This window comes from Novosphingobium sp. FW305-C-111, assembly GCF_058783565.1.
The window spans coordinates 25,004-47,968 of the sequence record NZ_JBYSYP010000012.1; the positions used below are offsets into that span (position 1 = coordinate 25,004).

23 protein-coding genes and 1 riboswitch are annotated in these 22,965 nt (G+C 68.8%); of the genes, 13 read left to right on the top strand and 10 right to left on the bottom strand.

The annotated features are described in order from the left end of the window. Position 1: 1 nt before the first annotated feature. Positions 2 to 1,306 (bottom strand): surface lipoprotein assembly modifier, encoded by a 1,305-nt coding sequence (locus AC3WLD_RS13890; protein WP_492557565.1) that lies wholly within the window; start codon positions 1,304 to 1,306, stop codon positions 2 to 4. 303 nt (positions 1,307 to 1,609) lie between these two features. On the opposite strand from AC3WLD_RS13890, the gene AC3WLD_RS13895 reads away from it, so the two are divergent. Further along, positions 1,610 to 1,813, top strand: coding sequence for a hypothetical protein (locus AC3WLD_RS13895; RefSeq protein WP_492557566.1), 204 nt, complete (start codon positions 1,610 to 1,612; stop codon positions 1,811 to 1,813). A gap of 60 nt (positions 1,814 to 1,873) precedes the next feature. After that, entirely contained in the window at positions 1,874 to 2,065 is a 192-nt protein-coding gene (locus AC3WLD_RS13900; RefSeq protein WP_492557567.1) for a hypothetical protein, read from the top strand. Here AC3WLD_RS13900 and AC3WLD_RS13905 read toward each other — a convergent pair. Genes AC3WLD_RS13905 through AC3WLD_RS13920 form a run of 4 tightly spaced genes read right to left on the bottom strand, consistent with a single transcriptional unit; the run spans position 2,062 to position 6,681 of the window. Further along, entirely contained in the window at positions 2,062 to 2,805 is a 744-nt protein-coding gene (locus tag AC3WLD_RS13905; protein ID WP_492557568.1) for an ABC transporter ATP-binding protein, read from the bottom strand. The two genes, AC3WLD_RS13900 and AC3WLD_RS13905, sit on opposite strands and share 4 nt — an antisense overlap. Continuing rightward, the gene (locus AC3WLD_RS13910; RefSeq protein ID WP_492557569.1) at positions 2,805 to 3,764 is read right to left on the bottom strand and encodes a FecCD family ABC transporter permease; all 960 of its coding nucleotides are present in this window, start codon (positions 3,762 to 3,764) and stop codon (positions 2,805 to 2,807) included. Before AC3WLD_RS13910 ends, AC3WLD_RS13905 begins: the two co-directional genes overlap by 1 nt. Beyond that, the gene (locus AC3WLD_RS13915) at positions 3,761 to 4,744 is read right to left on the bottom strand and encodes an ABC transporter substrate-binding protein (protein WP_492557570.1); all 984 of its coding nucleotides are present in this window, start codon (positions 4,742 to 4,744) and stop codon (positions 3,761 to 3,763) included. The genes AC3WLD_RS13910 and AC3WLD_RS13915 overlap by 4 nt, the downstream gene beginning before the upstream one ends. Before the next feature lie 41 nt (positions 4,745 to 4,785). Continuing rightward, entirely contained in the window at positions 4,786 to 6,681 is a 1,896-nt protein-coding gene (locus AC3WLD_RS13920) for a TonB-dependent receptor plug domain-containing protein (protein ID WP_492557571.1), read from the bottom strand. A gap of 107 nt (positions 6,682 to 6,788) precedes the next feature. Beyond that, positions 6,789 to 6,973: riboswitch (cobalamin riboswitch) on the bottom strand. A gap of 443 nt (positions 6,974 to 7,416) precedes the next feature. Here AC3WLD_RS13920 and AC3WLD_RS13925 point away from each other — a divergent pair. The 10 genes from AC3WLD_RS13925 to AC3WLD_RS13970 all read left to right on the top strand — a co-directional run bounded on the left by AC3WLD_RS13925 (position 7,417) and on the right by AC3WLD_RS13970 (position 19,367). Next, a complete protein-coding gene (locus AC3WLD_RS13925; protein ID WP_492557572.1) occupies positions 7,417 to 8,607 on the top strand; it encodes a cell wall hydrolase in 1,191 nt (396 codons plus the stop codon). Between the two features lie 228 nt (positions 8,608 to 8,835). Further along, positions 8,836 to 9,156, top strand: coding sequence for a hypothetical protein (locus AC3WLD_RS13930; RefSeq protein ID WP_492557573.1), 321 nt, complete (start codon positions 8,836 to 8,838; stop codon positions 9,154 to 9,156). 199 nt (positions 9,157 to 9,355) lie between these two features. Continuing rightward, complete coding sequence (mdh, locus tag AC3WLD_RS13935; RefSeq protein ID WP_492557574.1) at positions 9,356 to 10,318, top strand: malate dehydrogenase; 963 nt, start codon at positions 9,356 to 9,358, stop codon at positions 10,316 to 10,318. 133 nt (positions 10,319 to 10,451) lie between these two features. Then, a complete protein-coding gene (gene sucD, locus AC3WLD_RS13940; protein ID WP_492557575.1) occupies positions 10,452 to 11,342 on the top strand; it encodes a succinate--CoA ligase subunit alpha in 891 nt (296 codons plus the stop codon). A 119-nt stretch (positions 11,343 to 11,461) separates the two neighbouring features. Next, positions 11,462 to 11,752 carry a GIY-YIG nuclease family protein gene (locus AC3WLD_RS13945; protein ID WP_492557576.1) on the top strand — a complete coding sequence of 97 codons (291 nt, stop codon included), beginning with the start codon at positions 11,462 to 11,464 and terminating at the stop codon, positions 11,750 to 11,752. A 173-nt stretch (positions 11,753 to 11,925) separates the two neighbouring features. Continuing rightward, positions 11,926 to 14,778, top strand: coding sequence for a 2-oxoglutarate dehydrogenase E1 component (locus tag AC3WLD_RS13950; protein ID WP_492557577.1), 2,853 nt, complete (start codon positions 11,926 to 11,928; stop codon positions 14,776 to 14,778). A gap of 123 nt (positions 14,779 to 14,901) precedes the next feature. Next, entirely contained in the window at positions 14,902 to 16,125 is a 1,224-nt protein-coding gene (gene odhB, locus AC3WLD_RS13955; protein ID WP_492557578.1) for a 2-oxoglutarate dehydrogenase complex dihydrolipoyllysine-residue succinyltransferase, read from the top strand. A gap of 98 nt (positions 16,126 to 16,223) precedes the next feature. Continuing rightward, the gene (lpdA, locus tag AC3WLD_RS13960; protein ID WP_492557579.1) at positions 16,224 to 17,618 is read left to right on the top strand and encodes a dihydrolipoyl dehydrogenase; all 1,395 of its coding nucleotides are present in this window, start codon (positions 16,224 to 16,226) and stop codon (positions 17,616 to 17,618) included. Positions 17,619 to 17,695: 77 nt separating this feature from the next. Beyond that, a complete protein-coding gene (locus tag AC3WLD_RS13965) occupies positions 17,696 to 19,009 on the top strand; it encodes an amidase family protein (RefSeq protein ID WP_492557580.1) in 1,314 nt (437 codons plus the stop codon). Between the two features lie 160 nt (positions 19,010 to 19,169). Then, on the top strand, positions 19,170 to 19,367 hold the full coding sequence (locus tag AC3WLD_RS13970) for a hypothetical protein (RefSeq protein WP_492557581.1): 198 nt from the start codon (positions 19,170 to 19,172) through the stop codon (positions 19,365 to 19,367). 161 nt (positions 19,368 to 19,528) lie between these two features. Here AC3WLD_RS13970 and AC3WLD_RS13975 read toward each other — a convergent pair whose 3' ends face one another. Both AC3WLD_RS13975 and AC3WLD_RS13980 read right to left on the bottom strand, forming a co-directional pair. Beyond that, positions 19,529 to 19,753: a hypothetical protein gene (locus AC3WLD_RS13975; RefSeq protein WP_492557582.1), complete on the bottom strand. Its 225-nt coding sequence runs from the start codon at positions 19,751 to 19,753 to the stop codon at positions 19,529 to 19,531. A 63-nt stretch (positions 19,754 to 19,816) separates the two neighbouring features. Continuing rightward, the gene (locus tag AC3WLD_RS13980) at positions 19,817 to 20,023 is read right to left on the bottom strand and encodes a cold-shock protein (protein ID WP_492557583.1); all 207 of its coding nucleotides are present in this window, start codon (positions 20,021 to 20,023) and stop codon (positions 19,817 to 19,819) included. Positions 20,024 to 20,268: 245 nt separating this feature from the next. Between AC3WLD_RS13980 and AC3WLD_RS13985 the strand changes: the two genes are divergently transcribed. Further along, the gene (locus AC3WLD_RS13985; protein WP_492557584.1) at positions 20,269 to 20,904 is read left to right on the top strand and encodes a trimeric intracellular cation channel family protein; all 636 of its coding nucleotides are present in this window, start codon (positions 20,269 to 20,271) and stop codon (positions 20,902 to 20,904) included. Between the two features lie 104 nt (positions 20,905 to 21,008). Here AC3WLD_RS13985 and AC3WLD_RS13990 read toward each other — a convergent pair whose 3' ends face one another. From AC3WLD_RS13990 to AC3WLD_RS14000, 3 genes are all read right to left on the bottom strand, one after another. Next, positions 21,009 to 22,007, bottom strand: coding sequence for an NADPH:quinone oxidoreductase family protein (locus tag AC3WLD_RS13990; protein ID WP_492557585.1), 999 nt, complete (start codon positions 22,005 to 22,007; stop codon positions 21,009 to 21,011). Positions 22,008 to 22,111: 104 nt separating this feature from the next. After that, complete coding sequence (gene leuD / locus AC3WLD_RS13995; protein ID WP_492557586.1) at positions 22,112 to 22,711, bottom strand: 3-isopropylmalate dehydratase small subunit; 600 nt, start codon at positions 22,709 to 22,711, stop codon at positions 22,112 to 22,114. 55 nt (positions 22,712 to 22,766) lie between these two features. Then, on the bottom strand, positions 22,767 to 22,934 hold the full coding sequence (locus AC3WLD_RS14000) for a hypothetical protein (RefSeq protein WP_492557587.1): 168 nt from the start codon (positions 22,932 to 22,934) through the stop codon (positions 22,767 to 22,769). Positions 22,935 to 22,965 lie beyond the last annotated feature (31 nt).

Sequence of the window (22,965 nt, forward strand, 5' to 3'; positions counted from 1 at the left end):
TCTAGAATGCGGCGGTCAGGCCAAATTCCCCTGCCACCCGGTTGAAGTCATAGATTCCGACGCTCGAGGCGTTGCGCTCGTATCGCACGCGGACATAAGGCGCGAACGTGCCGATGCGGAAGCGGCGGAGCGTGAGGCTGCCGCTCGCGGTCAGGCGGTCGTCCACCCGCCGCTTTGGATAGAGCAGCAGGCGCTTGTCCGCCTCGAGCCGGGAATAGCCGAGCGAGACCACCGCCGTGGTCCGGCCGAACTCGCGAAACAGGTAGAGGCTGCCGCCGCCGGTGAGGTCGGAATAGCCGGGATCGGCTACGGCCGTGCGGCTGACGGTGGCCTGCACCCCCCCGCCGAAGCGGGACGAGAACGCGCGGTCGATGCCGAGGCCGAGGTTGTAGGCAGCCCCGTCCTGAAGATCGTTGCGGCGGTTGTCGAGGTGGCTCGCGCCCATGTCGAGGCGCAGCTGGGCGCGTTTCGACAGCGGGTGCTGCCACTGCCCCGTCATCCCGAAATTGCGGCTGTAGGGCTTCATCCCGTACCACCGCCAGACAGGCCCGGCGGCGAACGAGAAGCGGTCCTTGCCGGCGACGAACTCCGGCCCGGCCTGCAGCGCCACGGCGATGTCGTTGAAATCGGAATCGCGGTAGATGTCGCCGCTGGTCGAAACCCGCCCGAGCAGGCGCGAGCCCTTGCCCAGCGGCAGGCGCACGTAGCCCTGTCCGCGCACCGACAGGCCGAGGCCCGACTGGGCCTTGGCATCGTCGCTCAGCACGAAATCGCCGATCACCGTCCCCAGCGTGTCCGACCGGGTGGCGCGGTTGATGTTGGTATCGGGCGCGAGCGCGATTTCGAGACTGCCGCCCAGCGGCTTGCTGGCGGCAAGCGCGCCGGCATAGAACCGCACCGCCTGCTCGACTTCCGGCGGCAACTGGCCGCTGGCCTGGGCCGCACGCAGCTCGCGCTCCGCCGCGCCGAGGTTGCCGAGCGCCGCATCCATCCGTGCCAGTTCCAGCCGGACGCGCACGGCATCGGGCTTTTCATCGAGGATCTTGCGCAGCTCGACCGCCGCCTCGCGCGGCTTGCCCATGCGGTCGGCCAGCATCATGGCGAGGCGGAACCGGGCCTCGCTGCGAACTTCAACGTCGGGATTGCCGGACAGCGCGCGGTAGGCGGCCTCGGCCGTTTCGAAATCACCGCGGTCGCGTGCGGTGTCGGCAAACGTAAACAGTTCCGCCGCGCTCATGGTCACGCTCGCGGGCGACACGTCGTCGCCCGCCGCTGCAGCCGGTGTCAGGGCGGCAAGCGCAAGCATCGGAATCAGCGACAGAAATTGCCCCCTCACCAGGTCAGTCCAGATTGGTGGTATCAGGCCATCCGGTCAACGAATTGCACACCACTCCGGACCAATCTCCCGGGTGCAAGAAAACATAGCGCAGGCTGAACCGCAGATGAAACGGGCGTGTCGCCTTGATACAATTAATCCGATCTGCACCATGCTATGCCGCGCAAATCGGTCATGCTATTGTCGCGAAAGGCGACGGGCACGGCCGGTGAGGGCAGCGCCTGTCGGGGCGCGAAAAGTGCCCCCTCGGGGGCAAGGGCATACACAAGACCGATGACCATGGTGGCCGAACTACACGATCGCAAACGCCCGCCGGCGCAGAGCCTGTTCTGCCCGCCGGGGACCGATTGCCCGCATGTCGTCCAGCAGATCTCGCCGCGCGAGCGGGAGACCTTTGCCGAACACTTCATCGAATCCTTCGCCGTGGCGCTGGGAGAATCGCGCCACGACGACCTGCTGATCGAAAAGCACGGCTGAACTCGCCGCGCTGTGCGGTTCCGCACAGTGGTTAACGCGGCAAGCTGCGACAAGCGGGTCATGTCGTCTCTGCGCCCTTCCCGCGAATCGCATTCGCTGTCCCGGATCTGGATCGAGGAACTGCTCGGCACCGACCTTCCCCCGCGCGGGCCCTTGCGCGAGGCGATGGTCGCCCGGTTCCTCGACCGGGGCGGCGAGGCCGCATTCCGGCGCTTCGGCGCCGCGCTGCGACAGCCGCGGAAACGGCGCTAGACGGCGGCGAGCGCGCGGGCTCCCTGCCCTCCGAGCCAGCGCGCTCGCACTCCCCAGACCTGCTCGATCACCCCTTCGGCCAGCGATTCTTCCGGCGGCCCGTCGGCGACCAGCGTGCCGCCACTCAGCACCGCCACTCGGTCGGCATGGTTCATCGCCAGCGACAGGTCGTGGAGCACAAGCACCACCCCGCAGCCCTCAGCGGCCAGCGCCCGCAGCCGCGCCAGCAGCGCGATCTGGTGCGCGAGGTCGAGCGCGGCGAGCGGCTCGTCGGCCAGGACCCAGCGCGGCGTCCCCGCCAGCACCCGCGCCAGCAGCGCCCGCGCCCGCTCGCCGCCCGACAGCGCGTGGACGGGGCGCGTGGCCAGCGCGTCCAAGTCAAGGGCGGTCAGAGCCGCAGCAACTGCCGCGTCGTTCTCTGCCGCGCCGGTGTCCCACGGCAGGCGGCCCAGCCCGGCCAATGTCGCGACATCGACGTTCCACGCGACCTCGCCCGACTGCGGCAGGTAGCCGATCGCCCGCGCCCGCTCGCGCGGGGTCATCCGGCGCAGCGGGGTGCCATCGAGCAGCGCCCGGCCCTCGTCTCGCTCGAGCCCGGCCAGCGCCGACAGCAAGGTCGATTTGCCCGCGCCGTTGGGACCGCAGATCGCGGTGACCTCGCCCGGCCGCAGCGCCAGCGAAATCCCGCGCAGGATTTCGGTCTTGCCGCGCTTGAGGTGGAGGTGCTCGGCAGCGAGCATCAGGCGATCCCCCGGCGCAGGTGGAGGAGCAGCGCGAGGAAGAACGGCGCGCCGAGCAGGCTGAGCGCGATGCCCAGCCGCAGCTCGCTGGCCATCGGCAGGATCCGGCACAGGCAATCGGCGAGCAGCAGCAGCAGCGCCCCCGCCAGCGCCGAGGGCACGATCAGCGACGACGGTCGCCGGTCGGTGAACGGGCGCAGCAGGTGCGGCACGATCAGCCCGACGAAGCCGATGATCCCGGCCACCGCGACGCCCGCGCCGACGGTCAGCCCGACCCCGCCGATCACCAGCCACTGCAGCCGCCCCGGGGCGATCCCGAGCGAGCGCGCCGCCGCCTCGCCCAGGGTGAGCGCATCGAGCGCCGGTCCGGCCATGCGCAGCAGCACGATCCCGGCGAGGATCGGCGGCGCGGCGAGCCAGACCTCGCGCCACGAACGGTCGGTCAGCGCCCCCATCAGCCAGGTGACGATCTCCGACAAGGCGAACGGGTTGGGCGAGAGCGAGATGGCGAGGCTGGTCAGCGCGCCGGCCAGGCTCGCGATCATCATCCCCGCCAGCGTGAACAGCGCGACCGACCCGTTCCGCCCGGCGATCAGCGCGAGCAGCGCCATCGCCCCGGCCGCCCCGGCGAGGGCAAACAATGGCAGGGCAAAGGGTTGCGCGGCATAGCCCATGTAGAATGAGAGCACCGCGCCGAGCGCCGCCCCGGGCGCGATGCCGAACAGGCCCGGATCGGCCAGCGGATTGCGCAAATACCCCTGCATCGCCGCCCCGCTCGCCCCCAGCCCCGCGCCGACCACCAGCGCCAGCACCGCGCGCGGCAGGCGCAGCTCCATCAGGATGACGCTGGCTTCCGGGCCGAGCGGCTGGAGCGGGCTGATCCACACCCGTCCGGCCAGCAGCGAAAGCGGGACAAGCAGCGCCAGCGCGGCGAGGAGCAGGGGGACGGGGCGGGTCATCGCGAAGGTCCGCCTGCAACAACCTGTGCGTCCCCGCGAAGGCGGGGACCTCGTACCGCATACGGTCCGCTTGACGGAGGGAGACCCCCGCCTTCGCGGGGGCGCAGGGTCTGCTGTCGGGCTGACGTCACCCAAGCCCGCACCTCGGCCAGCCGCTCGGCCGCCTTCGCAATCGTCGGACCGCCGCAATAGAGCAGCGACGGCGCGAACCGCGTGCGCAGGGTTCCGGGCAACTCCGCCAGCGCCGGATGGGCCAGCATGCGGTCTTCCTCGCCGTGGACATCGCCCGCCGTGAGGATCAACCGCGGCGGATCGGCGAGCACCGTCTCGAGCGGCATGACGTCGGCCTGTCCCATCCCGCGCGCGGCGCTGAAGCTGGTGAAGCCGGTGCGGCCGAGCAGGTCGGTGATCAGCGTCCCCTGCCCGGGCACGATCCCGCCCGACTGCCAGACCAGCGCGGACACCGGTGCTTCACCCGGCGCGGGTGCGGCCCTTGCCAGCGCGGCGTCGATCCGCGCGACCATCGCCTCGCCGCGCCCGGGATGGCCGGCCAGCGTGGCGAGGGTCCGCACTTGCGCCTCGCTCTCCTCGACGGTCGCGGCGATCGGCAGAAGCTCGACCCGGATGCCGAGCCGTTCGAAAGCGGCGCGGGTGGCGGGCGCGAGGAAGGTCCCCGAAACCACCATGTCGGGCTTCAGCGCCAGCACCTCCTCGACCGTCCCGCCGACCGCGCGGAACCGCCGGGCCGTCGCCAGGTCCATCGAGGTCGAGCGCGGATCGTGGCTGTAGTGCGAGATCGCCAGCAGCTGCGCGGGATCGGCGACCTCGGCCAGCACCGCATCGGCGCAGGGGTTGAGGCTGACGATGGTCGGGCGCTGTTGCGCGAGCGGGGCCGGCGCGGGCGCAAGAGTGCAGCCGGTGAGCCCCAGGGTCCCCGCGATGGCGGGGACCCACAGCGGCCAGCACGACCTCTGCCGCACTGGGCTCCCGCCTTCGCGGGAGCGCAGGGCGTTGCGGATCTTCAGAACCGCCCCCGCACGCCGACGAACGCGGAGCGCCCCGGCGTGCCGTACCCGGCGGCGGTGGCGTAATCGACGTCGAACAGGTTCTCGATCCGGCCGTACAGCTCGACCTGCTGCGTCACCGGCAGGCTCGCCCGCAGCGTGACCAGTTCGTACCCGTCGAGGCGGGCCGAATTGAAGCTGTCGTCGAAGCTGTCGCCCACCAGCCGCAAATCCGCGCCGAGCGCGAGGCCCCACGGGCTGTCCCAGTCGGCCGAGACGGTCAGCGCGTGGCGCGGGCGGCGGGCGAGGTCGTTGCCTTCGCGGAAGTCCCCGGCGGTGCGGTTGGTCGCCTTGACGTAGGTATAGGCCGCCTGCGCGGTGAAGCGCTCGGAGAGCTTCGCGCCAAGCTCCGCCTCGAAGCCCTCGGCGCGGGCGCGGGCGACGTTGTCGTAAGTGCCGAACGGGCGGTTCGTGCAGATGCCCGTGGTCACCCCAAAGCACGAGACGAAGTCGATGAGGTCGCGGCTGTCGCGGCGGAACAGGGTCAGCGCGGCGTGGAAGCGCTGGTTGCGGTCACCCCATTCAAGCGCGGCGTCGTAGGACCGGCTCTGTTCCGGAACAAGCGCCTGGTTGCCGAAGTTCGAGTAAAGCTGGAACAGGGTCGGCGCCTTGAAGCCCTCGCCGTAGCTGGCGCGCAGGCGCAGCGAGTCGACCAGCCCGACGCTGCCGTTGGCACCGAACGTCCACTCCCCGCCGAACCGGCTGTGGTCGTCATAGCGCACGCCCGCGGCGATATCGAAGCGACCCGCGTCATAGCCAAGGAGGGCATGGCCGCTCGACAGTCGGGCATCGACCTCCGGATCGAACAGGGTGGAGAAGTGCGTCCACTCGCTGTCCGCGCCGAAGTCCAACCGCACGCCGCTGCCGAACTGATAACTGCCGGACAGGTCGGCGCGCTCGCTGCGCCCCTTGGTCGCATAGTTCGGCCCGGCCGCGCCGGGGGCGTCGAAATATTCGCGGCGCGTGTCGGAAATCGCGAACCCGGCATCGAGCGCCAGCGGGTACGACGCATAGGTCAGCCCGGCGCGGCCCGAGGCTTCGCGGGCGGTCTGGTACTCGGGCGTGTCGATGAAGGCATAGTCCGGCGGGCCGCCAAATCCGTCGATCTCCAGCTTGCTGTCGGCATAGCGGGCGGCGAAGGTGGCTGAGAGCGCCCCCGCCAGCACCGCGCTGCCGCGCCCGCCGATGCGCCACTGGCGGAAGCCGTCGGGCTCGGTCCCGGCGGCCGAGGCGGAAATGCCGTCGGTGCGCGAATAGCCGCCGTTCAGCGACATGTCGTAGCCGTCTCGGGCGATCCCGGCGGCGGCATCGGCGGTGACGCTGTCGCGTGCGCCGTATTCCACCCCGCCCTCGATCCCGTCTAGCTTGCGGCTGGTCAGCGCGATCACCCCGCCGATCGCCTGGCTGCCCCAGACCACCGAGTTCGAGCCGCGCAGCAGGTCCACCCGCTCGATCCCGCCGGCGAGCAGCGAGCCGAAGTCATAGCCGCCGCCCGGCGCACCGGGATCGTTGATCCGCACCCCGTCGAGCAGGACCAGCACCTGCTCGGCGTCCGCGCCGCGCACGCGCACGCCGGTGAACGCGCCGAGGTCGCCGTTGCGCGAGAAGGTCACGCCGGGCAGGCGCTCGAGCACGCGGGTGAGGTCGGGACCCTGCACGGCCTGGATCTCGGAATGGTCGATCACGCTGACCGATTGGCCGGTGTCGGCGATCAGGGTCTTCGAGCCGGTGGCGACGACGGTGATGGCGGTGGCAGGCTGGCGGTTGGCGACCGAATAGACTTCGTCCTCTTGCGCCAGCGCGGGGCTTGCAGCCAGAACCGAGGTCAGCAAAAGCAGGTACTTGGAACGCATTCTTCACTCCCGGTCCACGAACGACAATCGTCGCCCGTGACGGGAGCGCCGCGCGGGACCATGCGCGGGAACGCCCTCGACTGCACCCGGTACACCCCGCCCGGCTGCGGAAGCGACCACCAGCGGCAGGTCTCCTGGCTCCCGGGTCATCACGCTCCTGCCCGCCTTCCCGGCTTTCGCCAGTGGCATCGTGGGCAAGGCGCTCTCCGGTTACAGTTGCGGGGGCAGCCCCGGCATTGAACCGGGTTCCCTTTGAAGCCCCTCGCGGGGCACCGTTGGCGTCGCGGCGGCCTCTATGCCCGGGCGTGCTGCAATGCAACCGTCATTGCGAGCCGGGAAGCGGCAGATGCAGGGATCGTCATTGCGAGCCGCGAAGCGGCGCGGCAATTCAGGGGGGGCGCGAAACGCTGGATTGCTTCGGACTTCGGCCTCGCAATGACGGTCGAAGGTTGCTGGGTTGCCAGGGGTCCCTCGCCCAAGATCACCCCACAACGTCATTGCGAGCCGCGAAGCGGCGCGGCAATCCAGGGCCGGTGCAAACCGTTGGATTGCTTCGGCCGTCGGCCTCGCAATGACGGTGGGGTTGGGGACAACCGGACGGGTCCGTTTCGTTAACGCCTTAATGCTAGTCGCGGCCCGTGTGCCGGATCGGCACGCCGGCAAATGCGCGGGTGCGGGGGCGGCGCGTGCGCGCTAGCCGGGCCGGACAACTTTCAGGACTCGCCCATCCCGCCGATGCCGCTCCAAATCGCCTACCGCCCGGTGCCGCCGCTTCCCCTGCCGGAAGACCTGCGCCCGCGCGACTTCGAGGCGCGGATCCGGCGCCGCGATGCCACGACCATCGCCCGCGCCCTGCGCCCGAACAAGGCGCGGCGACAGCGCGCGCTGGGGATCCTCGGCGTGATCCTGCTCGGCATGATCCTGGGCCCGATCGGCTGGGGCGGCGGGGCGATCGACGCAGCGCAGGCCGCGGGCGGACGACCTGCGATGCCGTTCGAGAGCGCGGGCGATAACTTCCCCGGCTCGGCCTATTACTACATGGACCAGTCGGACAGCGGCGTGCTCGCGCCCAAGGCGGCGCAGGCCGCGTGGGACGACCACCGCTATGACGAAAGCTTCGCCAGCGCTGCCTCCCCGGCTGGCCCCGCGGCGCGGCCGCTGCTTTCGGTCACGGCGCCGGAAGACCGCTCGCGGGCGATCCAATGCCTGACCACCGCGATCTATTATGAAGCGGCGAGCGAGCCCGACGCCGGCCAGCGCGCGGTGGCGCAGGTCGTGCTCAACCGCGTGGCGCACCCCAGCTATCCCAACACCGTCTGCGGCGTGGTCTACCAGGGCTCGGAACTGCGCACCGGGTGCCAGTTCAGCTTCACCTGCGACGGCTCGCTGGCGCGCAAGCCCATGCTCGCTTTCTGGGAACGGGCGCGGCGGATTGCGAGTGAGGCGATGGCCGGATACGTCTATGCCCCGGTCGGGCTCGCGACGCATTACCACACCACCGCGATCCATCCCTACTGGGCCGACAGCCTCGCCTATATCGGCACGATCGGTGCGCACCGCTTCTACCGCTGGGCCGGCGCAGCGGGCCGTCCGGCGGCGTTCAATGCGGTCTATGCCGGGCGCGAGCCGATCCCTGCCCCGCACCCGCGCACCTGGACGCCGGAGCCGACCACCGCGTTCGATCCGGTCCAGCTCGCCAAGGCCTATGAAGCCGCGCTTCCTCCGGCCACGCGCGCCGCGATCCACTCCGACGCCGCGCCCGCGCCCGCCGCGACCCCGCAATACGCGCCCGCGCTCCAGCAGCGCGGCGGCGAGACGCTGTTCCGCGCACAGGGGCTGGAAGGCGGCGCGGCGACCTCCGGCTCGGGCTCGGTGCGGCCGGAGTACGAGAACGCGGGCAAGTGGATCGCCCAGCCGACGGGATAGGCTGAGACAGGCCCACCCCCCGGCCCCCTCCCGCAAGCGGGAGTGGGAGAATAAGCAGCGCTCTCACACAATCGCGGAGCATAGTCCCCCTCCCGCATGCGGGAGGGGTTAGGGGTGGGCCTGTAGAAGCATCGTAAACACTCCGGAAACCAGACCGCCGAACCCCGCGTTAGGCCGCCCGCGCTAGAGCCTCGTCCGAGAGACCGACGGACGAAAGGATACCCGGCAATGATCCGTCACACCCCTGCATTCGGCTGGCCCGCCGCCGCCTTCGCCTGCGAGCTCAGGCGCGGCCCCTTGCGCGCGGCCAACGACAACCGCGCCAAGGCGACCGAGGCCGATGCGGTGCTCGCCGCGGCGCTGCGTCTGTTCGCCGCCAATGGCCTTGCCACCCCGGCCCGCGCCGAGGAACTGGCGCTCGAAGCGCTGGCCGCCGGCGACCTTGCCGCCCACGATCGCTGGGCCGCGGTGTGCGGCACCTTCGACCGCCGCCGCGCCGCGCGGCTGCTTGCGCGCCGTAGCGGAAAGGGACAGGGTGCGGCGCGCTGACGGTGCTCGTCGCGTCGCTTCCTGATATTGCGAACCATTATCATTGAAAGCCCGGAATACGGGACTTTTGGCGGTTGCAATCCCCTTCCCACCGGCCTAGGGCGAACCGAATCCGCATCGCGCCTGCCCGTCTCGCGGGGCACGGGTGGGCGTCTGCGGCTCGCAATGGCCTTGGTCCCGCGCAAGGGAAGGACAGAGCATGGCACGCAAGAAGATCGCGCTGATCGGCGCGGGCAATATCGGTGGGACCCTCGCCCACCTCGCCGCCCAGAAGGAAATGGGCGACATCGTCCTTTTCGACGTTGTTGACGGCGTGCCCCAGGGCAAGGCGCTCGACCTTTCGCAGTGCGGCCCGGTCGAAGGCTTCGACGCCAAGATCACCGGCACCAACGACTATGCCGACATCGCGGGCGCGGACGTCATCATCGTCACCGCCGGCGTCCCCCGCAAGCCGGGGATGAGCCGCGACGACCTGCTCGGCATCAACCTCAACGTGATGAAGGCGGTCGGCGAAGGCATCAAGGCCCACGCCCCCGGCGCGTTCGTCATCTGCATCACGAACCCGCTCGACGCGATGGTCTGGGCGCTGCGCGAATATTCGGGCCTGCCGCACAACATGGTCGTCGGCATGGCCGGCGTGCTCGACTCGGCGCGCTTCAGCCACTTCATCGCCGACGAGTTCGACGTGTCGGTGCGCGACGTGAACACCTTCGTGCTCGGCGGCCACGGCGACACCATGGTCCCGGTGGTGCGCTACTCAACCGTCAACGGCATCCCGGTGCCCGACCTCGTCAAGATGGGCCTGTCGAAGCAGGAAAAGATCGACGCGATCGTCAAGCGCACCCGCGGCGGCGGCGGCGAGATCGTCGCCCTGCTCAAGACCGGCTCGGCATTCTACGCTCCGGCCGCCTCTGGCATCGCCATGGCGGAGGCCTATCTCAACGACCAGAAGCGCATCCTACCCTGCGCGGCCTACGTTGACGGGCAGTACGGCCTCGACGGTCTCTATGTCGGCGTGCCGGTCATGATCGGCGCCGGCGGCGTCGAGAAGGTGATCGAAATCGAGCTGGACGACGAAGACAAGGCCGGCCTCCAGGTCTCGGTCGACGCGGTCAAGGAACTGCTGGTCGCCTGCAAGGGCATCGACGGTAACCTGGGCTGAAACGCCTGACACGCTGCGTCCCCGCGCAGGCGGGGACCTCGTTCGGCCAAGCGGTCCGCTTGACGGATGGAGGCCCCCGCCTTCGCGGGGGCGCGGTACCAAATAGAGTAACTCTCCCCCAGGAGCTGATTGAATGAGCATTCTCGTCAACAAGAACACCAAGGTCATCACGCAAGGGATGACCGGCGCGACCGGTACGTTCCACACCGAAGCGGCGCTCGCCTATGGCACGCAGATGGTCGGCGGCGTGACCCCCGGCAAGGGCGGCACGACCCACATCGGCCTGCCCAACTTCGACACCGTGGCCGAGGCCAAGGCCGTCACGGGCGCGACCGCGTCGTGCATCTACGTCCCGCCGCCGTTCGCCGCGGACTCGATCCTCGAGGCAATCGACGCCGAGATGGAACTGATCGTGTGCATCACCGAGGGTATCCCGGTGCTCGACATGATCCGCGTCAAGCGCGCCCTGCAGGGCTCGAAGTCGCGCCTGATCGGCCCGAACTGCCCCGGCGTGCTGACCCCGGACGAGTGCAAGATCGGCATCATGCCCGGCTCGATCTTCAAGAAGGGCTCGGTCGGCGTCGTCAGCCGTTCGGGCACCCTCACTTATGAAGCGGTGTTCCAGACCACCAACATCGGCCTCGGCCAGACCACCGCGGTCGGCATCGGCGGCGACCCGGTCAACGGCACCAACTTCATCGACGTGCTCGAGCTGTTCCTCGCCGACGACGAGACCAAGTCGATCATCATGATCGGCGAGATCGGCGGCTCGGCCGAAGAAGAAGCGGCGCAGTTCCTCAAGGACGAAGCCAAGCGCGGGCGCAAGAAGCCGATGGCCGGCTTCATCGCGGGCCGCACGGCGCCTCCGGGCCGCCGCATGGGCCACGCCGGGGCAATCGTCTCGGGCGGCCAGGGCGGCGCCGAGGACAAGATCGCGGCGATGGAAGACGCCGGCATCCGCGTGGCGGCCTCGCCTTCCGAGCTGGGCACCACGCTCGATGCGCTGCTGAAGGAGCTTGCCTGATTTGATGGGCGCTGCGTCCCCGCGCAGGCGGGGACCTCGTTCAACCAGGCGGACCGCTTGATTGAGAGAGGCCGCCGCCTTCGCGGGGGAGCAGATGGTTTTCGGGACGGGCGGAACGGATGAAGGCGGGTTACGTCTATATCCTGACCAACCGCCCCGACGGAGTTTTATACATCGGCGTTACCAGCCACCTGCCGCAACGGTTGCTCCAGCATCGCAGCGGCGAGGTCGCGGGTTTCACCAAGAAGTACAACTGTCAGACCCTCGTGTGGTTCGAGCGATTTGACGATCTGCAAGACGCCAGACTCTTCGAGTTCCGGATGAAGAAATGGAACCGTGATTGGAAAGTGGCGCGGATCGTCGAGCGCAATCCCGAATGGCGGGACCTGACCGGCACGCTGAACGATTGAGATCGAAGTAGGTTTTCTCAGCCTCGCCGCACCATCAGTGGCCGCTGACAAAAAAGAACAGGCACCACGTGAGGATCCGCTTGGCGGCACGAGATCCCCGCCTTCGCGGGGACGCAGTTGGTATAGCAAGGATCGGCCATCTCCTCCCCGGGACGGCCCAAGGACGAAACGACATGGGTCAAGAACTGCACGATTTCCTTCCCGACGCCGCTCAGGACGAGCCGCAGGCGGGTCCGTCGTGGGCGAGCAAGCGCTGGCCGGTGACCGATCCCGGCGCCGAGGGCGAGCTCACCGCCGCGCTCGATCCGATGGCGATGCAGGTCGCGATCAAGGCTGCGGCGAAAAAGCAGGGCGCGGCGCTGTCCGAGGAAGCGGTCGAGCAGGCCGCACAGGATTCGATCCGGGCGATGATGCTGGTGCGCACCTATCGCGTGCGCGGCCACCTTGCCGCCGACCTCGACCCGCTGGGCCTCGCCAAGCGCGACCTGCCGGCCGACATGACGCCCGAGTACCACGGCTTCACCGGCGCGGCGCTGGACCGCAAGGTCTTCGTCGGCGGCGCGCTCGGCCTCGACTGGACCACGGTGCGCGAACTGGTCGAGATCCTGCGCCGCAACTACTGCGGCAAGGTCGGCTTCGAATACATGCACATCGCCGACGTCGAGGAACGCCGCTTCATCCAGGAGCGGATCGAGGGCGGTGACAAGTCGATCGACTTCACCCCCGAAGGCAAGAAGGCGATCCTCGCCGCCGTGATCCGCGGCGAGCAGTACGAGAAGTTCCTCGGCAAGAAGTACGTCGGGACCAAGCGCTTCGGCCTCGACGGCGGCGAATCGATGATCCCCGCGCTCGAAGCCGTGATCAAGTACGGCGGCCAGAAGGGCGTGCGCGAGATCGTCTATGGCATGGCCCACCGCGGCCGCCTCAACGTGCTCGCCAACGTGATGGCCAAGCCCTACCGCGTGATCTTCCACGAATTCTCGGGCGGCACCGCCAACCCCGAGGACGTCGGCGGGTCGGGCGACGTCAAGTACCACCTCGGCACCTCGACCGACCGCGAGTTCGACGGGACCAAGGTGCACATGAGCCTCGTGCCCAACCCCTCGCACCTCGAAACCGTCGATCCGATCGTGCTCGGCAAGGTCCGCGCCCAGCAGGTGTTCCGCGAGGACATCGGTCCCGGCAAGCATAAGACCGTGCTGCCCGTGCTGATCCACGGCGACGCCGCATTTGCGGGCCAGGGCATCGTCTGGGAGTGCTTCGGTTTTTCGGGCGTCAGGGGCTACAACACCGGCGGGTGCATCCACTTCGTCATCAACAACCAGATCGGCTTCACCACCAGCCCGCAGTTCTCGCGCGGCTCGCCGTACCCGTCCGACGTCGCCAAGGGCGTCCAGGCACCGATCCTCCACGTCAACGGCGACGATCCGGAAGCGGTGACCTTCGCCTGCAAGATGGCGATCGACTATCGCCAGACCTTCGGCCGCGACATCGTGGTCGACATGTGGTGCTATCGCCGCTTCGGCCACAACGAGGGCGACGAGCCGGGCTTCACCCAGCCGCTGATGTACCGCCGCATCCGCCAGCATCCCGCGGTCTCGACGCTCTATGCCGAGCGCCTGACCGCGCAGGGCGTGATCGACAGGAACTGGAAGGGCGAGAACGAAGACCGCTTCGTCGCCACGCTCGAGAACGAGTTCACCGCGGCCAAGAGCTACAAGGCCAACGAGGCCGACTGGTTCGGCGGGCGCTGGTCGGGCCTCAACCGCCCGGCCGATCCGGTCACCGCGCGGCGCAACGTCGCCACCGGCATCGACCAGAAGCTGTTCGACAGCCTCGGCCGCACGCTGACGACGGTTCCGGAAGGGCTCGAAATCCACAAGACGCTCGGCCGCGTGCTCGATGCCAAGCGCGAGATGTTCTCGAGCGGCGCGGGCTTCGACTGGGCGACGGGCGAGGCGCTCGCCTTTGGCAGCCTCGTGACCGAGGGCTTCAACGTGCGCCTCTCCGGCCAGGACTCGGGACGCGGCACCTTCAGCCAGCGTCACGCGGTGTGGGTCGACCAGACCGACGAGCACAAGTACGTCCCGCTGACCACGCTGCCCCACGGCCGCTTCGAGGTCCATGACAGCCCGCTCTCCGAATACGGCGTGCTGGGCTTCGAATACGGCTACGCCAGCGCCGATCCCAAGACGCTGGTGCTGTGGGAGGCCCAGTTCGGCGACTTCGCCAACGGCGCGCAGATCGTGATCGACCAGTACATCGCCGCCTCGGAATCGAAGTGGCTGCGCGCCAACGGGCTCGTCCTGCTGCTGCCGCACGGGTACGAAGGGCAGGGACCGGAACACTCGTCGGCCCGGCTGGAGCGCTACCTCCAGCTCTGCGCCGAGGACAACATCCAGGTCTGCAACATCACCAGCCCGGCCAACTACTTCCACGTCCTTCGCCGGCAGATGCACCGCCCGTTCCGCAAGCCGCTCATCATCATGAGCCCCAAGTCGCTGCTGCGCCACCCGCTGGCCCGCAGCGAGGCGAGCGAGTTTATCGGCGAGGCGCACTTCAAGCGCATCCTCTCCGACAAGAACGGCGCGCCTGACGAGAAGACCCGCAAGGTCGTGCTGTGTTCGGGCAAGGTCGCGCTCGACCTGATGGAAGCGCGCGACGCGGCGGGGATCGAGGACACCCAGATCATCCGGCTCGAGCAGCTCTACCCGTTCCCGGGCGAGCCGCTGGCCATCCGTCTTGCGCGGATGCCGCTGCTGGAAGACGTGGTGTGGTGCCAGGAAGAGCCGCGCAACAACGGCTCGTGGTTCTTCGTCGAGCCGTTCATCGAGGAATCGCTGAAGTCGGCCGGCTGCAAGGTCACCCGCCCGCGCTATGCCGGACGCAACCCGGCGGCCTCGCCGGCGACCGGCCTCGCCAGCCGCCATACGTCCGAGCAGGCCGCGCTGATCAGCCACGCGCTCGGCACCTCGGTCCGCGGCGAAATCCGCCGCGCCGCGGCGGCGAAGGGCCCGAAGAAGTAAGGAATATGGAACCGTCCGCCCTGAGCTTGTCGAAGGGCCGTACTTTCTTTTGACACCCCCGAAGTGAAGAGCAGTGCTTCGACAGGCTCAGCACGGACGGGTTGGAGAAAACGGGAAAATTCAATGTCCAGTGAAGTGAAGGTCCCCACCCTCGGCGAAAGCGTCAGCGAAGCCACCATCGGCCAGTGGCTCAAGCAGCCTGGCGAGGCGGTCAAGCTCGACGAGCCGATCGCCAGCCTCGAGACCGACAAGGTCGCGATCGACGTGCCCTCGCCGGTGTCCGGCGTGATGGGCGCGCACCTGTTCCAGGAAGGCGACAACGTCACCGTCGGCGCGGTCATCGCGCTGATCGAGGACGGCGTCGCCGCCGCCGGTGCGCAGCCGGTGGCCGAGCGGACCGAAGCACCGACCGCGCCGGCCTCGGAAAGCATCGCCAAGGAAGACGCCGCCGCGCTTTCGCCCGCGGTGCGCCGCGCGGTGCTCGAACACGGGATCGACCCGGCGACGATCCGCGGCTCTGGCAAGGATGGCCGGATCACCAAGGAAGACGTGGTCGCCGCCGCCCAGGCCAAGCAGGCCGCGCCGGCCCCCGCTCCCTCGCCTGCCCCCGCCCCGGCAGCAGCCCCGGCGCCCGCCGCCACCGGGGAACGCCGCGAAGAGCGCGTGAAGATGACCCGCTTGCGCCAGACCATCGCCAAGCGGCTGAAGTCGGCGCAGGAAACAGCGGCGATGCTCACCACGTTCAACGACGTGGACATGAGCGCGGTGATCGACGCCCGCAACAGGTACAAGGACGTGTTCGAGAAGAAGCACGGCGTGAAGCTCGGCTTCATGAGCTTCTTCGCCAAGGCCGCGTGCCTCGCGCTGAAAGACATCCCCTCGGTCAACGCCCAGATCGACGGGGAGGAGATCGTGTACTTCGACTACGTCGATCTCTCGGTCGCGGTCTCGGCCCCCAACGGGCTGGTCGTGCCGGTGGTCCGCAACGTCGACAAGCTCGGCTTCGCCGACATCGAAAAGGCGATCGGCGACCTCGGCAAGCGGGCCAAGGAGGGTGCGCTGACGATGGCCGACATGCAGGGCGGCACCTTCACCATCTCCAACGGCGGGATCTTCGGCGGGCTGATGTCCACCCCGATCATCAACCCGCCGCAGTCGGCGGTGCTCGGCCTTCACCGCATCGAGGACCGCCCGGTGGTCCGCGACGGGCAGATCGTGATCCGCCCGATGATGTACCTCGCGCTCAGCTACGATCACCGCCTGATCGACGGGCGCGAAGCGGTGACCGCATTGAAGACCATCAAGGAAGCGATCGAGGACCCGACGCGGCTTCTCATTGATCTCTAAACTGCCGCGCGCTCCCGCGAAGGCGGGAGCCTCAGGCCGGACACGGTCCGCCTGTCGGCACGAGGTCCCCGCCTTCGCGGGGACGCAGGAGTTGGAAAATGGCTGAATACGACTACGACGTCCTCGTCATCGGTGCCGGTCCGGGCGGCTATGTCGCCGCGATCCGCGCGGCGCAGCTCGGGCTGAAGACCGCCTGCGCGGAAAGCCGCGAGACGCTCGGCGGGACGTGCCTCAACGTCGGGTGCATTCCGTCGAAGGCGATGCTGCACGCCTCGGAGTTCTTCGACGCCGCCGCGAACGGTACGATGGCCAAGATGGGCATCGAGGTCGCGCCCAGGCTGAACCTCGAGGTCATGCACGGCCAGCGCCGCGACGCGGTCAAGCAGCTGACCGGCGGGATCGAGTTCCTGTTCAAGAAGAACAAGGTCACCTGGCTCAAGGGCCGCGCCGCGTTCGAGGATGCGCACACCGTGACCGTCGCGGGCGAGAAGGTCACCGCGAAGAACATCGTCATCGCCACCGGCTCCTCGGTCACCCCGCTGCCCGGGGTCGAGATCGACCAGAAGGTCGTGGTCGACAGCACCGGCGCGCTGGAATTGCCGGCGGTGCCGAAGAAGATGGTGGTGATCGGCGGCGGCGTGATCGGGCTGGAGCTGGGCTCGGTCTGGCGGCGTCTGGGAGCCGAGGTGACGGTGGTCGAATTCCTCGACCAGCTGCTCCCCGGCATGGACGGCGACGTCCGCAAGGAAGCGGCGAAGATCTTCAAGAAGCAGGGCATTGCGCTGAAGCTTTCCACCAAGGTCACCGGCGTGACCGTCAAGGGCGGCAAGGCGACGCTCACCCTCGAGCCCGCCGCCGGCGGCGCGAGCGAAACGCTGGAGGCGGACTGCGTGCTCGTCTCCATCGGCCGCCGTCCCAACGTCGACGGCCTTGGACTGGACAAGATCGGACTGGAGCTCAACCAGCGCGGCCAGATCGAGACCGACCACGACTTCCGCACCAAGGTCGACGGGGTGTGGGCCGTGGGTGACGTGATCCCGGGCCCGATGCTCGCGCACAAGGCCGAGGATGAAGGCATCGCCGTGGCCGAGAACATCGCCGGCCTCACCGGCATCGTGAACCACGACGTGATCCCCGGCGTGGTCTACACCATGCCCGAGTTTGCCGGCGTCGGCCTGACCGAGGAAGCCGCCAAGGAAGGCGGGCGGGAGATCAAGGTCGGCAAGTTCCCGATGCTCGCCAACAGCCGGGCCAAGACCAACCACGAGCCCGAAGGGTTCGTGAAGGTCATTGCCGACGCCAAGACCGACCGCGTGCTCGGCGTGTGGTGCATCGCCTCGGTCGCCGGCACGATGATCGCGGAAGCGGCACTGGCGATGGAATTCAGCGCGACGAGCGAAGACATCGCCTATACCTGCCACGCCCACCCGACGCACTCCGAGGCGATCAAGGAAGCGGCGATGGCGGTGACCGGCAAGCCGATCCACATCTAGTCACGCCACATCCGACCTTCCCATCGGCGCGCGATCCCGCCATCCTCGCGGCAAAGAGGTTGGCAGGAGAGGCGCCGATGATCCCCACGCTCACGCAGGAACCGGGCGCGATCGCGCTTGCCGAGCAGATCGCCCGCGGCGAGTTGTCACCGCTCGAGGCGGTCGACGCCGCAATCGCCCGCATAGAGTCGCTGGACGGTCCGATCAACGCCGTGGTCGTCCGCGACTTCGACCGTGCCCGCGAGGCGGTGAAGGCGCTCGGCCACCCCGACCCGGCGCGGCCGCTGTTCGGGGTGCCGATGACGGTCAAGGAAAGCTTCGACATCGCCGGCCTGCCGACCACCTGGGGGGTCGAAGACTACAAGGGTTACACCGCCACCGCCGACGCCGTGGTCGTCCAGCGCCTCAAGCGCGCCGGCGCGGTGATCCTGGGCAAGACCAACGTGCCGCCGCTGCTCGCGGACTGGCAGGCGACCAACCCGGTCTATGGCCGCACGGTCAACCCGCACGACCCGGCGCGCTCGCCCGGCGGGACTTCGGGCGGGGGTGCGGCGGCGCTGGCGGCGGGAATGGTCCCAGCGGAATACGGCAGCGACATCGGCGGCTCGATCCGCGTGCCCGCGCACTTTTCCGGCGTGTGGGGGCACAAGACGACGTGGGGCGTAGTCTCTGCCGACGGGCACCACTTGCCGGGCACCGACGGACACCCGCGCGCGCTGTCGGTGGTCGGGCCGCTGGCACGTTCGGGCGAGGACCTCGCCCTGCTGCTTGACCTCACGCTCGACATCCCGCTGCCGCGCCGCGCCCGGCCGCTCGACCAGTGCCGCTTCCTCCACCTGTCCCGCCTGCCGATGGTCGATGCCGACGCGAGCGTCGCCGCCCCCATCGCCGCGGCTGCGGACGCGCTGCGCAAGGCCGGGGCGCACGTGGTGGAGAGCGTGGAGGGCCTGCCCGATCTCGGCGCGGCGCACCGGCACTATGTGAAGATGCTGCAGATCGCGATGTCGGGCGGCGCGCCGGGGCCGAACGGGCAGGTCGCGAGCGCGGCGGACTGGTTCGCCCTGCTCGACGCGCAGGCGCGATTGAAGCGGCAGTGGGGCAAGGTGTTCGAGTGCATCGACTTCGTGCTCGCCCCGCCCGCCGCGACGGCGGCGTTCCCGCACGACGACCTGCCGATGAACCAGCGCCGGGTGCCGGTGAACGGCGGCGCGGCCGGAGCGGAGGCCGTGCTCGGCTACGCCGGGCTCGCCACCTTCCCCGAACTGCCTTCGACCGTGCTGCCGGTGGGTTCCGCCGGTCACCTGCCGACGGGCATGCAGGTCATCGGCCCGCGCCATGCGGACCGCGACTGCATCGCGGTGGCGACGCTGATCGGCGCATTGCTCGGCTAGGACCGCCATCGGTCCGGCGTCATCGCAAGGCCGCCGGCCGCGGCAATCCGGCGTCCGGGCGGATTGCTTCGCCGCTTTGCGCCTTGCAATGACGAACGGGATTTGGATTTTCGGCGTGAGGCATCTAGGGCCGCGCCTTCACATTCAAGGAATCACTGCCGTGGCGATCAAGCTGACCCTCACCGAAGACGAGATCGAAATCCTCGTCGATGCCCTCGAAGCGGACCAGGAAGGCTACCTCGAAGCCGCCAAGGAAGCGCGCGGCAACACCCGGCGCGAGGAAATGGCGACCTATACGGAGGCTGCCGAGCGCATCGGCGCGCTCAAGGACAAGCTGGAAAAGCTGCTGGGCGTCTGAGAATCAGGCGCGCAGCCAGCGCCAGCGTGGGCGCCGTGCGATCCGCCGTCCGGCCAGGTGCACCGCGTGGCCGTCGTGTAGCCCCTGCTCGATCGCGCAGGTGGCATGCGAGCGGTTGATCAGGGCGATCTCGCGAAGGGCGTGGAGCTGCTCCTGCCGGGTCAGGTCGCGGGCTCCTGGCTCGCACTTGCGAGATTGCGTGCGGCCTGCGCCGCGGCATCCCGCCTGGCCCGGTCGCGCTCGACCTTGCGGGCCCGGTCGGCGAGGTCGCGCCACGCACTTTCCGAGCGAAGCGCCTTGTCGCGCACGTTGTCGAGAACCGCAGAGGCGGCATCGTCGGCCGACTTGCGTGCCTGTTCGGCATAGAATTCATAGGTCTGGCTCATGACCGGTCTCCTTCCTTGGGTATCTCCCGGGCGAAGGTTTCGCCCGGGAGCTGGAAGTCAGGATCAGGCAGAGGCCAGATTGACCGCCGAAGCCTTGCCGTTCCGGCCGGTTTCGACCTCGTACGACAGGCGCTGGTCCTTATCGAGGCTCTGGAAGCCCGAGGCCTGAACGGCCGAGATGTGGACGAAGCTGTCGTTGCCGCCGTCCTCGGGCTGAATGAAGCCATAGCCCTTGTCGATATTGAAGAATTTTACGGTGCCGATCGGCATGATGCGTTCCTTTCAGGAAACGTGGGTTGCCCGACCGCGAGAGTGCGAACGGGCCGTGCGTCGGGTCGTAGTCTGAAAGGAAGTCGTCGTAAGGGCAGGGCCTGGCGGATAAAGGCCGGGCGAAACTCGAAGCAGCGAAGTCCGTCGCAAATGTTCGACGTCAGCAGCGGCCTTCTACCACGCGCCCGACCATTTCCCTAATCCTCATTCGCTTCCCGCGGCAGAGCGGGCTAAGAGCGGGGCCGATGGCACCCCTACCGACCCCCAACCTGCCTGCGATCCTCGGCTTTCTCGACCTCGTCGGCATTGCGGTCTTCGCGCTGTCGGGTGCGCTGCTCGCCGCAAAGCTTCGCCAGACATTCGTGACGATGGCATTCTTCGCGCTGATCACCGGTGTCGGCGGCGGATCGGTGCGCGACCTGCTGATCGGCGCGCCGGTGTTCTGGGTGCGTGATCCCGCGGTGGCCCCGGTGTGCCTCGCGGTGGCAATGGTCGCGTGGTTCACCCCGCGCCGCTGGTGGGAGGGCGAGGCGCTCGACTGGGCGGACGCGGCCGGGCTTGGTGCCTATGCCGTTCTGGGGACGGCCAAGGCGCTGGGCTATGGCGTCGGCCCCATACCGGCGGTGCTGATGGGGATCATCACCGGCTGCGTCGGCGGGATCATTCGAGACGTGCTGGCCGGCCGTCCGTCGATCCTCATGCGGCCGGAACTCTACGTGACCGCCGCCGCGCTCTCGGCCGGGCTGTGCGCGGGGGGCAAGGTTCTGGAGCTGCCGAACGAGCTGGTGTGGCCCGTCGCCGCGCTCGCCGGGTTTGCCCTGCGCGGCGCGGCGATCCACTGGAAGCTGGCCTTGCCGGCCTATTCGGCGGAGCGCCAGTAACCCCCTCCTGCATGCGGGAGGGGTCGGGGGTGGGCCTGTCTACAGGAGCGGCACCCGATACAAGCCCACCCCTAGCCCCTCCCGCTCGCGGGAGGGGAACAACCTCACCCCATCGTCACCACGACCTTGCCCACGGCCTGGCGGTTTTCGAGCATGGCGATCGCGTCGCCGCCCTTTTCCAGCGGGAAGCGGGCCGACACGCGGGGCTTGATCCGGCCCGCCTTCATCAGCTCGAACAGCTCGGCGATGTATTCGGCATTGCGCTTCGGCTCGCGGGCGACGAACGCGCCCCAGAACACACCGCGGATGTCGCACGACTTGAGCAGGGTGAGGTTGAGCGGGATCTTCGGGATGCCGGCGGTGAAGCCGATCACCAGGTAGCGCCCCTCCCACGCGATCGCGCGCAGCGCGGGCTCGGCATATTCGCCGCCGATGATGTCATAGACGACGTCCGCCCCGTTCGGCCCGCAGGCGGCCTTGAACTTGTCGGCAAGTTCCTTCGACTGGGCCTTGTCGAACGGCCCCCGGCCATAGATCACGACCTCGTCCGCCCCCGCCTCGCGCGCGACCGCGGCCTTTTCCTCGGTCGAGACGCCGGCCACCACCTTCGCGCCCATCGCCTTGCCCAGCTCGATCGCCGAAATCCCGACACCGCCAGCCGCGCCGAGCACCAGCAGGGTTTCCCCGGCCTTGAGATCCCCGCGTTCCTTGAGGCCGTAGATCGTCGTGCCATAGGTCATCAGCAGCGAGCCGCCGGTCTCGAAATCGACACCCTCGGGCAGCGGGTAAAGCTTGCCGGCATCGGCCACGACCTTTTCGGCGAGGCCGCCGTTACCGGTCGAGGCGATCACCCGGTCGCCGGCTTTCCAGCCGGTAACGCCCTCGCCCACCGCTTCGATGACCCCGGCCAGTTCACCGCCGGGCGAATACGGGCGCTGCGGCTTGAATTGGTAGAGGTCGCGGATCATCAGCGTGTCGGGAAAGTTGATGGCGCAGGCCTTGACCGCGACCAGCACCTGGCCCGGTCCGGGGGTCGGCGTCTCGACCTCGTCGAGGACGAGCGTTTCCGGACCGCCGACGGCGTGCGTGCGAAGGGCTTTCATGGTGCAAATTCTCCCAAGGGCTGGCACGGGCCGTCTTCACCCGTTGCCGCGCATGGAAGCAAGTTTTGCGGGGATTGGGAAGTGGTTTTAAGCGGGCGGTTAAGTCAGGCCGCGAGCGTCGGGCTCGCCAGGAAGGGCCGGTGCGCCCTCGCCTCGCCCTCGTAAGCCGAGATCGCGTCGCCCTTGGCCAGGGTCAGGCCCACCTCGTCGAGGCCGCCCAGCAGGCAGTGCTTGCGGAACGGGTCGATCTCGAACGTGAAGCGATCCTGGAACGGGGTGGTAACGGTCTGGTGTTCCAGATCGATATGGATAGGATCTGTCTTCGCCACCTCGACCAGCCGGTCGACCGCTTCCTGGGGCAGGACCACGGTCAGGATGCCGTTCTTGAAGGCGTTGCCCGAAAAGATGTCGGAAAACGACGGCGCGATCACCGCCTTGATGCCCAAGTCGAGCAGGGCCCAGGCGGCATGTTCGCGGCTCGATCCGCAGCCGAAATTGTCGCCCGCGACGAGGATCGGCGAGCCCTTGAACTCGGCGCTGTCGAACAGGTTGCCGGGATCCTTGCGCAGCGCCTCGAACGCGCCCTTGCCCAGCCCTTCGCGGCTGATCGTCTTCAGCCAATGCGCGGGAATGATGATGTCGGTGTCGACGTTCTTCTGGCCTAACGGGATGGCGCGGCCTTCGATCTGGCTGACGGGTTCCATGGCGGTCAGCCTATAGCGGGCGGGGGCGGCGGTGCAAGTTCGCCGGTCACCGACCTCAATCGGTCTCGATCGGTTCGACCGGTGGCTCCTTGGGCGCGGCGTCCTTCTTGGCCTTGTCCTTGCGGCGCGAGGAATAAAGCACGGCCGCAGCCAGCGCGGCCGAACCGATCGCCGCGCCCGCGAGGGCAGCCTTGCCGGTCCAGTTTTCGCTCTTCTTGGTCACGCGCGTTACTCCGTTGCCTGAGCGCCAGAAT

Excerpts from the sequence above, each read along its gene's own strand:
- AC3WLD_RS13890 (WP_492557565.1), bottom strand. The coding sequence starts at position 1,306 with ATGCTTGCGCTTGCCGCCCTGACACCGGCTGCAGCGGCGGGCGACGAC.
- AC3WLD_RS13895 (WP_492557566.1), top strand. The coding sequence starts at position 1,610 with ATGACCATGGTGGCCGAACTACACGATCGCAAACGCCCGCCGGCGCAG.
- AC3WLD_RS13900 (WP_492557567.1), top strand. The coding sequence starts at position 1,874 with ATGTCGTCTCTGCGCCCTTCCCGCGAATCGCATTCGCTGTCCCGGATC.
- AC3WLD_RS13905 (WP_492557568.1), bottom strand. The coding sequence starts at position 2,805 with ATGCTCGCTGCCGAGCACCTCCACCTCAAGCGCGGCAAGACCGAAATC.
- AC3WLD_RS13910 (WP_492557569.1), bottom strand. The coding sequence starts at position 3,764 with ATGACCCGCCCCGTCCCCCTGCTCCTCGCCGCGCTGGCGCTGCTTGTC.
- AC3WLD_RS13920 (WP_492557571.1), bottom strand. The coding sequence starts at position 6,681 with ATGCGTTCCAAGTACCTGCTTTTGCTGACCTCGGTTCTGGCTGCAAGC.
- AC3WLD_RS13925 (WP_492557572.1), top strand. The coding sequence starts at position 7,417 with ATGCCGCTCCAAATCGCCTACCGCCCGGTGCCGCCGCTTCCCCTGCCG.
- AC3WLD_RS13930 (WP_492557573.1), top strand. The coding sequence starts at position 8,836 with ATGATCCGTCACACCCCTGCATTCGGCTGGCCCGCCGCCGCCTTCGCC.
- mdh (WP_492557574.1), top strand. The coding sequence starts at position 9,356 with ATGGCACGCAAGAAGATCGCGCTGATCGGCGCGGGCAATATCGGTGGG.
- sucD (WP_492557575.1), top strand. The coding sequence starts at position 10,452 with ATGAGCATTCTCGTCAACAAGAACACCAAGGTCATCACGCAAGGGATG.
- AC3WLD_RS13945 (WP_492557576.1), top strand. The coding sequence starts at position 11,462 with ATGAAGGCGGGTTACGTCTATATCCTGACCAACCGCCCCGACGGAGTT.
- AC3WLD_RS13950 (WP_492557577.1), top strand. The coding sequence starts at position 11,926 with ATGGGTCAAGAACTGCACGATTTCCTTCCCGACGCCGCTCAGGACGAG.
- odhB (WP_492557578.1), top strand. The coding sequence starts at position 14,902 with ATGTCCAGTGAAGTGAAGGTCCCCACCCTCGGCGAAAGCGTCAGCGAA.
- lpdA (WP_492557579.1), top strand. The coding sequence starts at position 16,224 with ATGGCTGAATACGACTACGACGTCCTCGTCATCGGTGCCGGTCCGGGC.
- AC3WLD_RS13965 (WP_492557580.1), top strand. The coding sequence starts at position 17,696 with ATGATCCCCACGCTCACGCAGGAACCGGGCGCGATCGCGCTTGCCGAG.
- AC3WLD_RS13975 (WP_492557582.1), bottom strand. The coding sequence starts at position 19,753 with ATGAGCCAGACCTATGAATTCTATGCCGAACAGGCACGCAAGTCGGCC.
- AC3WLD_RS13980 (WP_492557583.1), bottom strand. The coding sequence starts at position 20,023 with ATGCCGATCGGCACCGTAAAATTCTTCAATATCGACAAGGGCTATGGC.
- AC3WLD_RS13985 (WP_492557584.1), top strand. The coding sequence starts at position 20,269 with ATGGCACCCCTACCGACCCCCAACCTGCCTGCGATCCTCGGCTTTCTC.
- AC3WLD_RS13990 (WP_492557585.1), bottom strand. The coding sequence starts at position 22,007 with ATGAAAGCCCTTCGCACGCACGCCGTCGGCGGTCCGGAAACGCTCGTC.
- leuD (WP_492557586.1), bottom strand. The coding sequence starts at position 22,711 with ATGGAACCCGTCAGCCAGATCGAAGGCCGCGCCATCCCGTTAGGCCAG.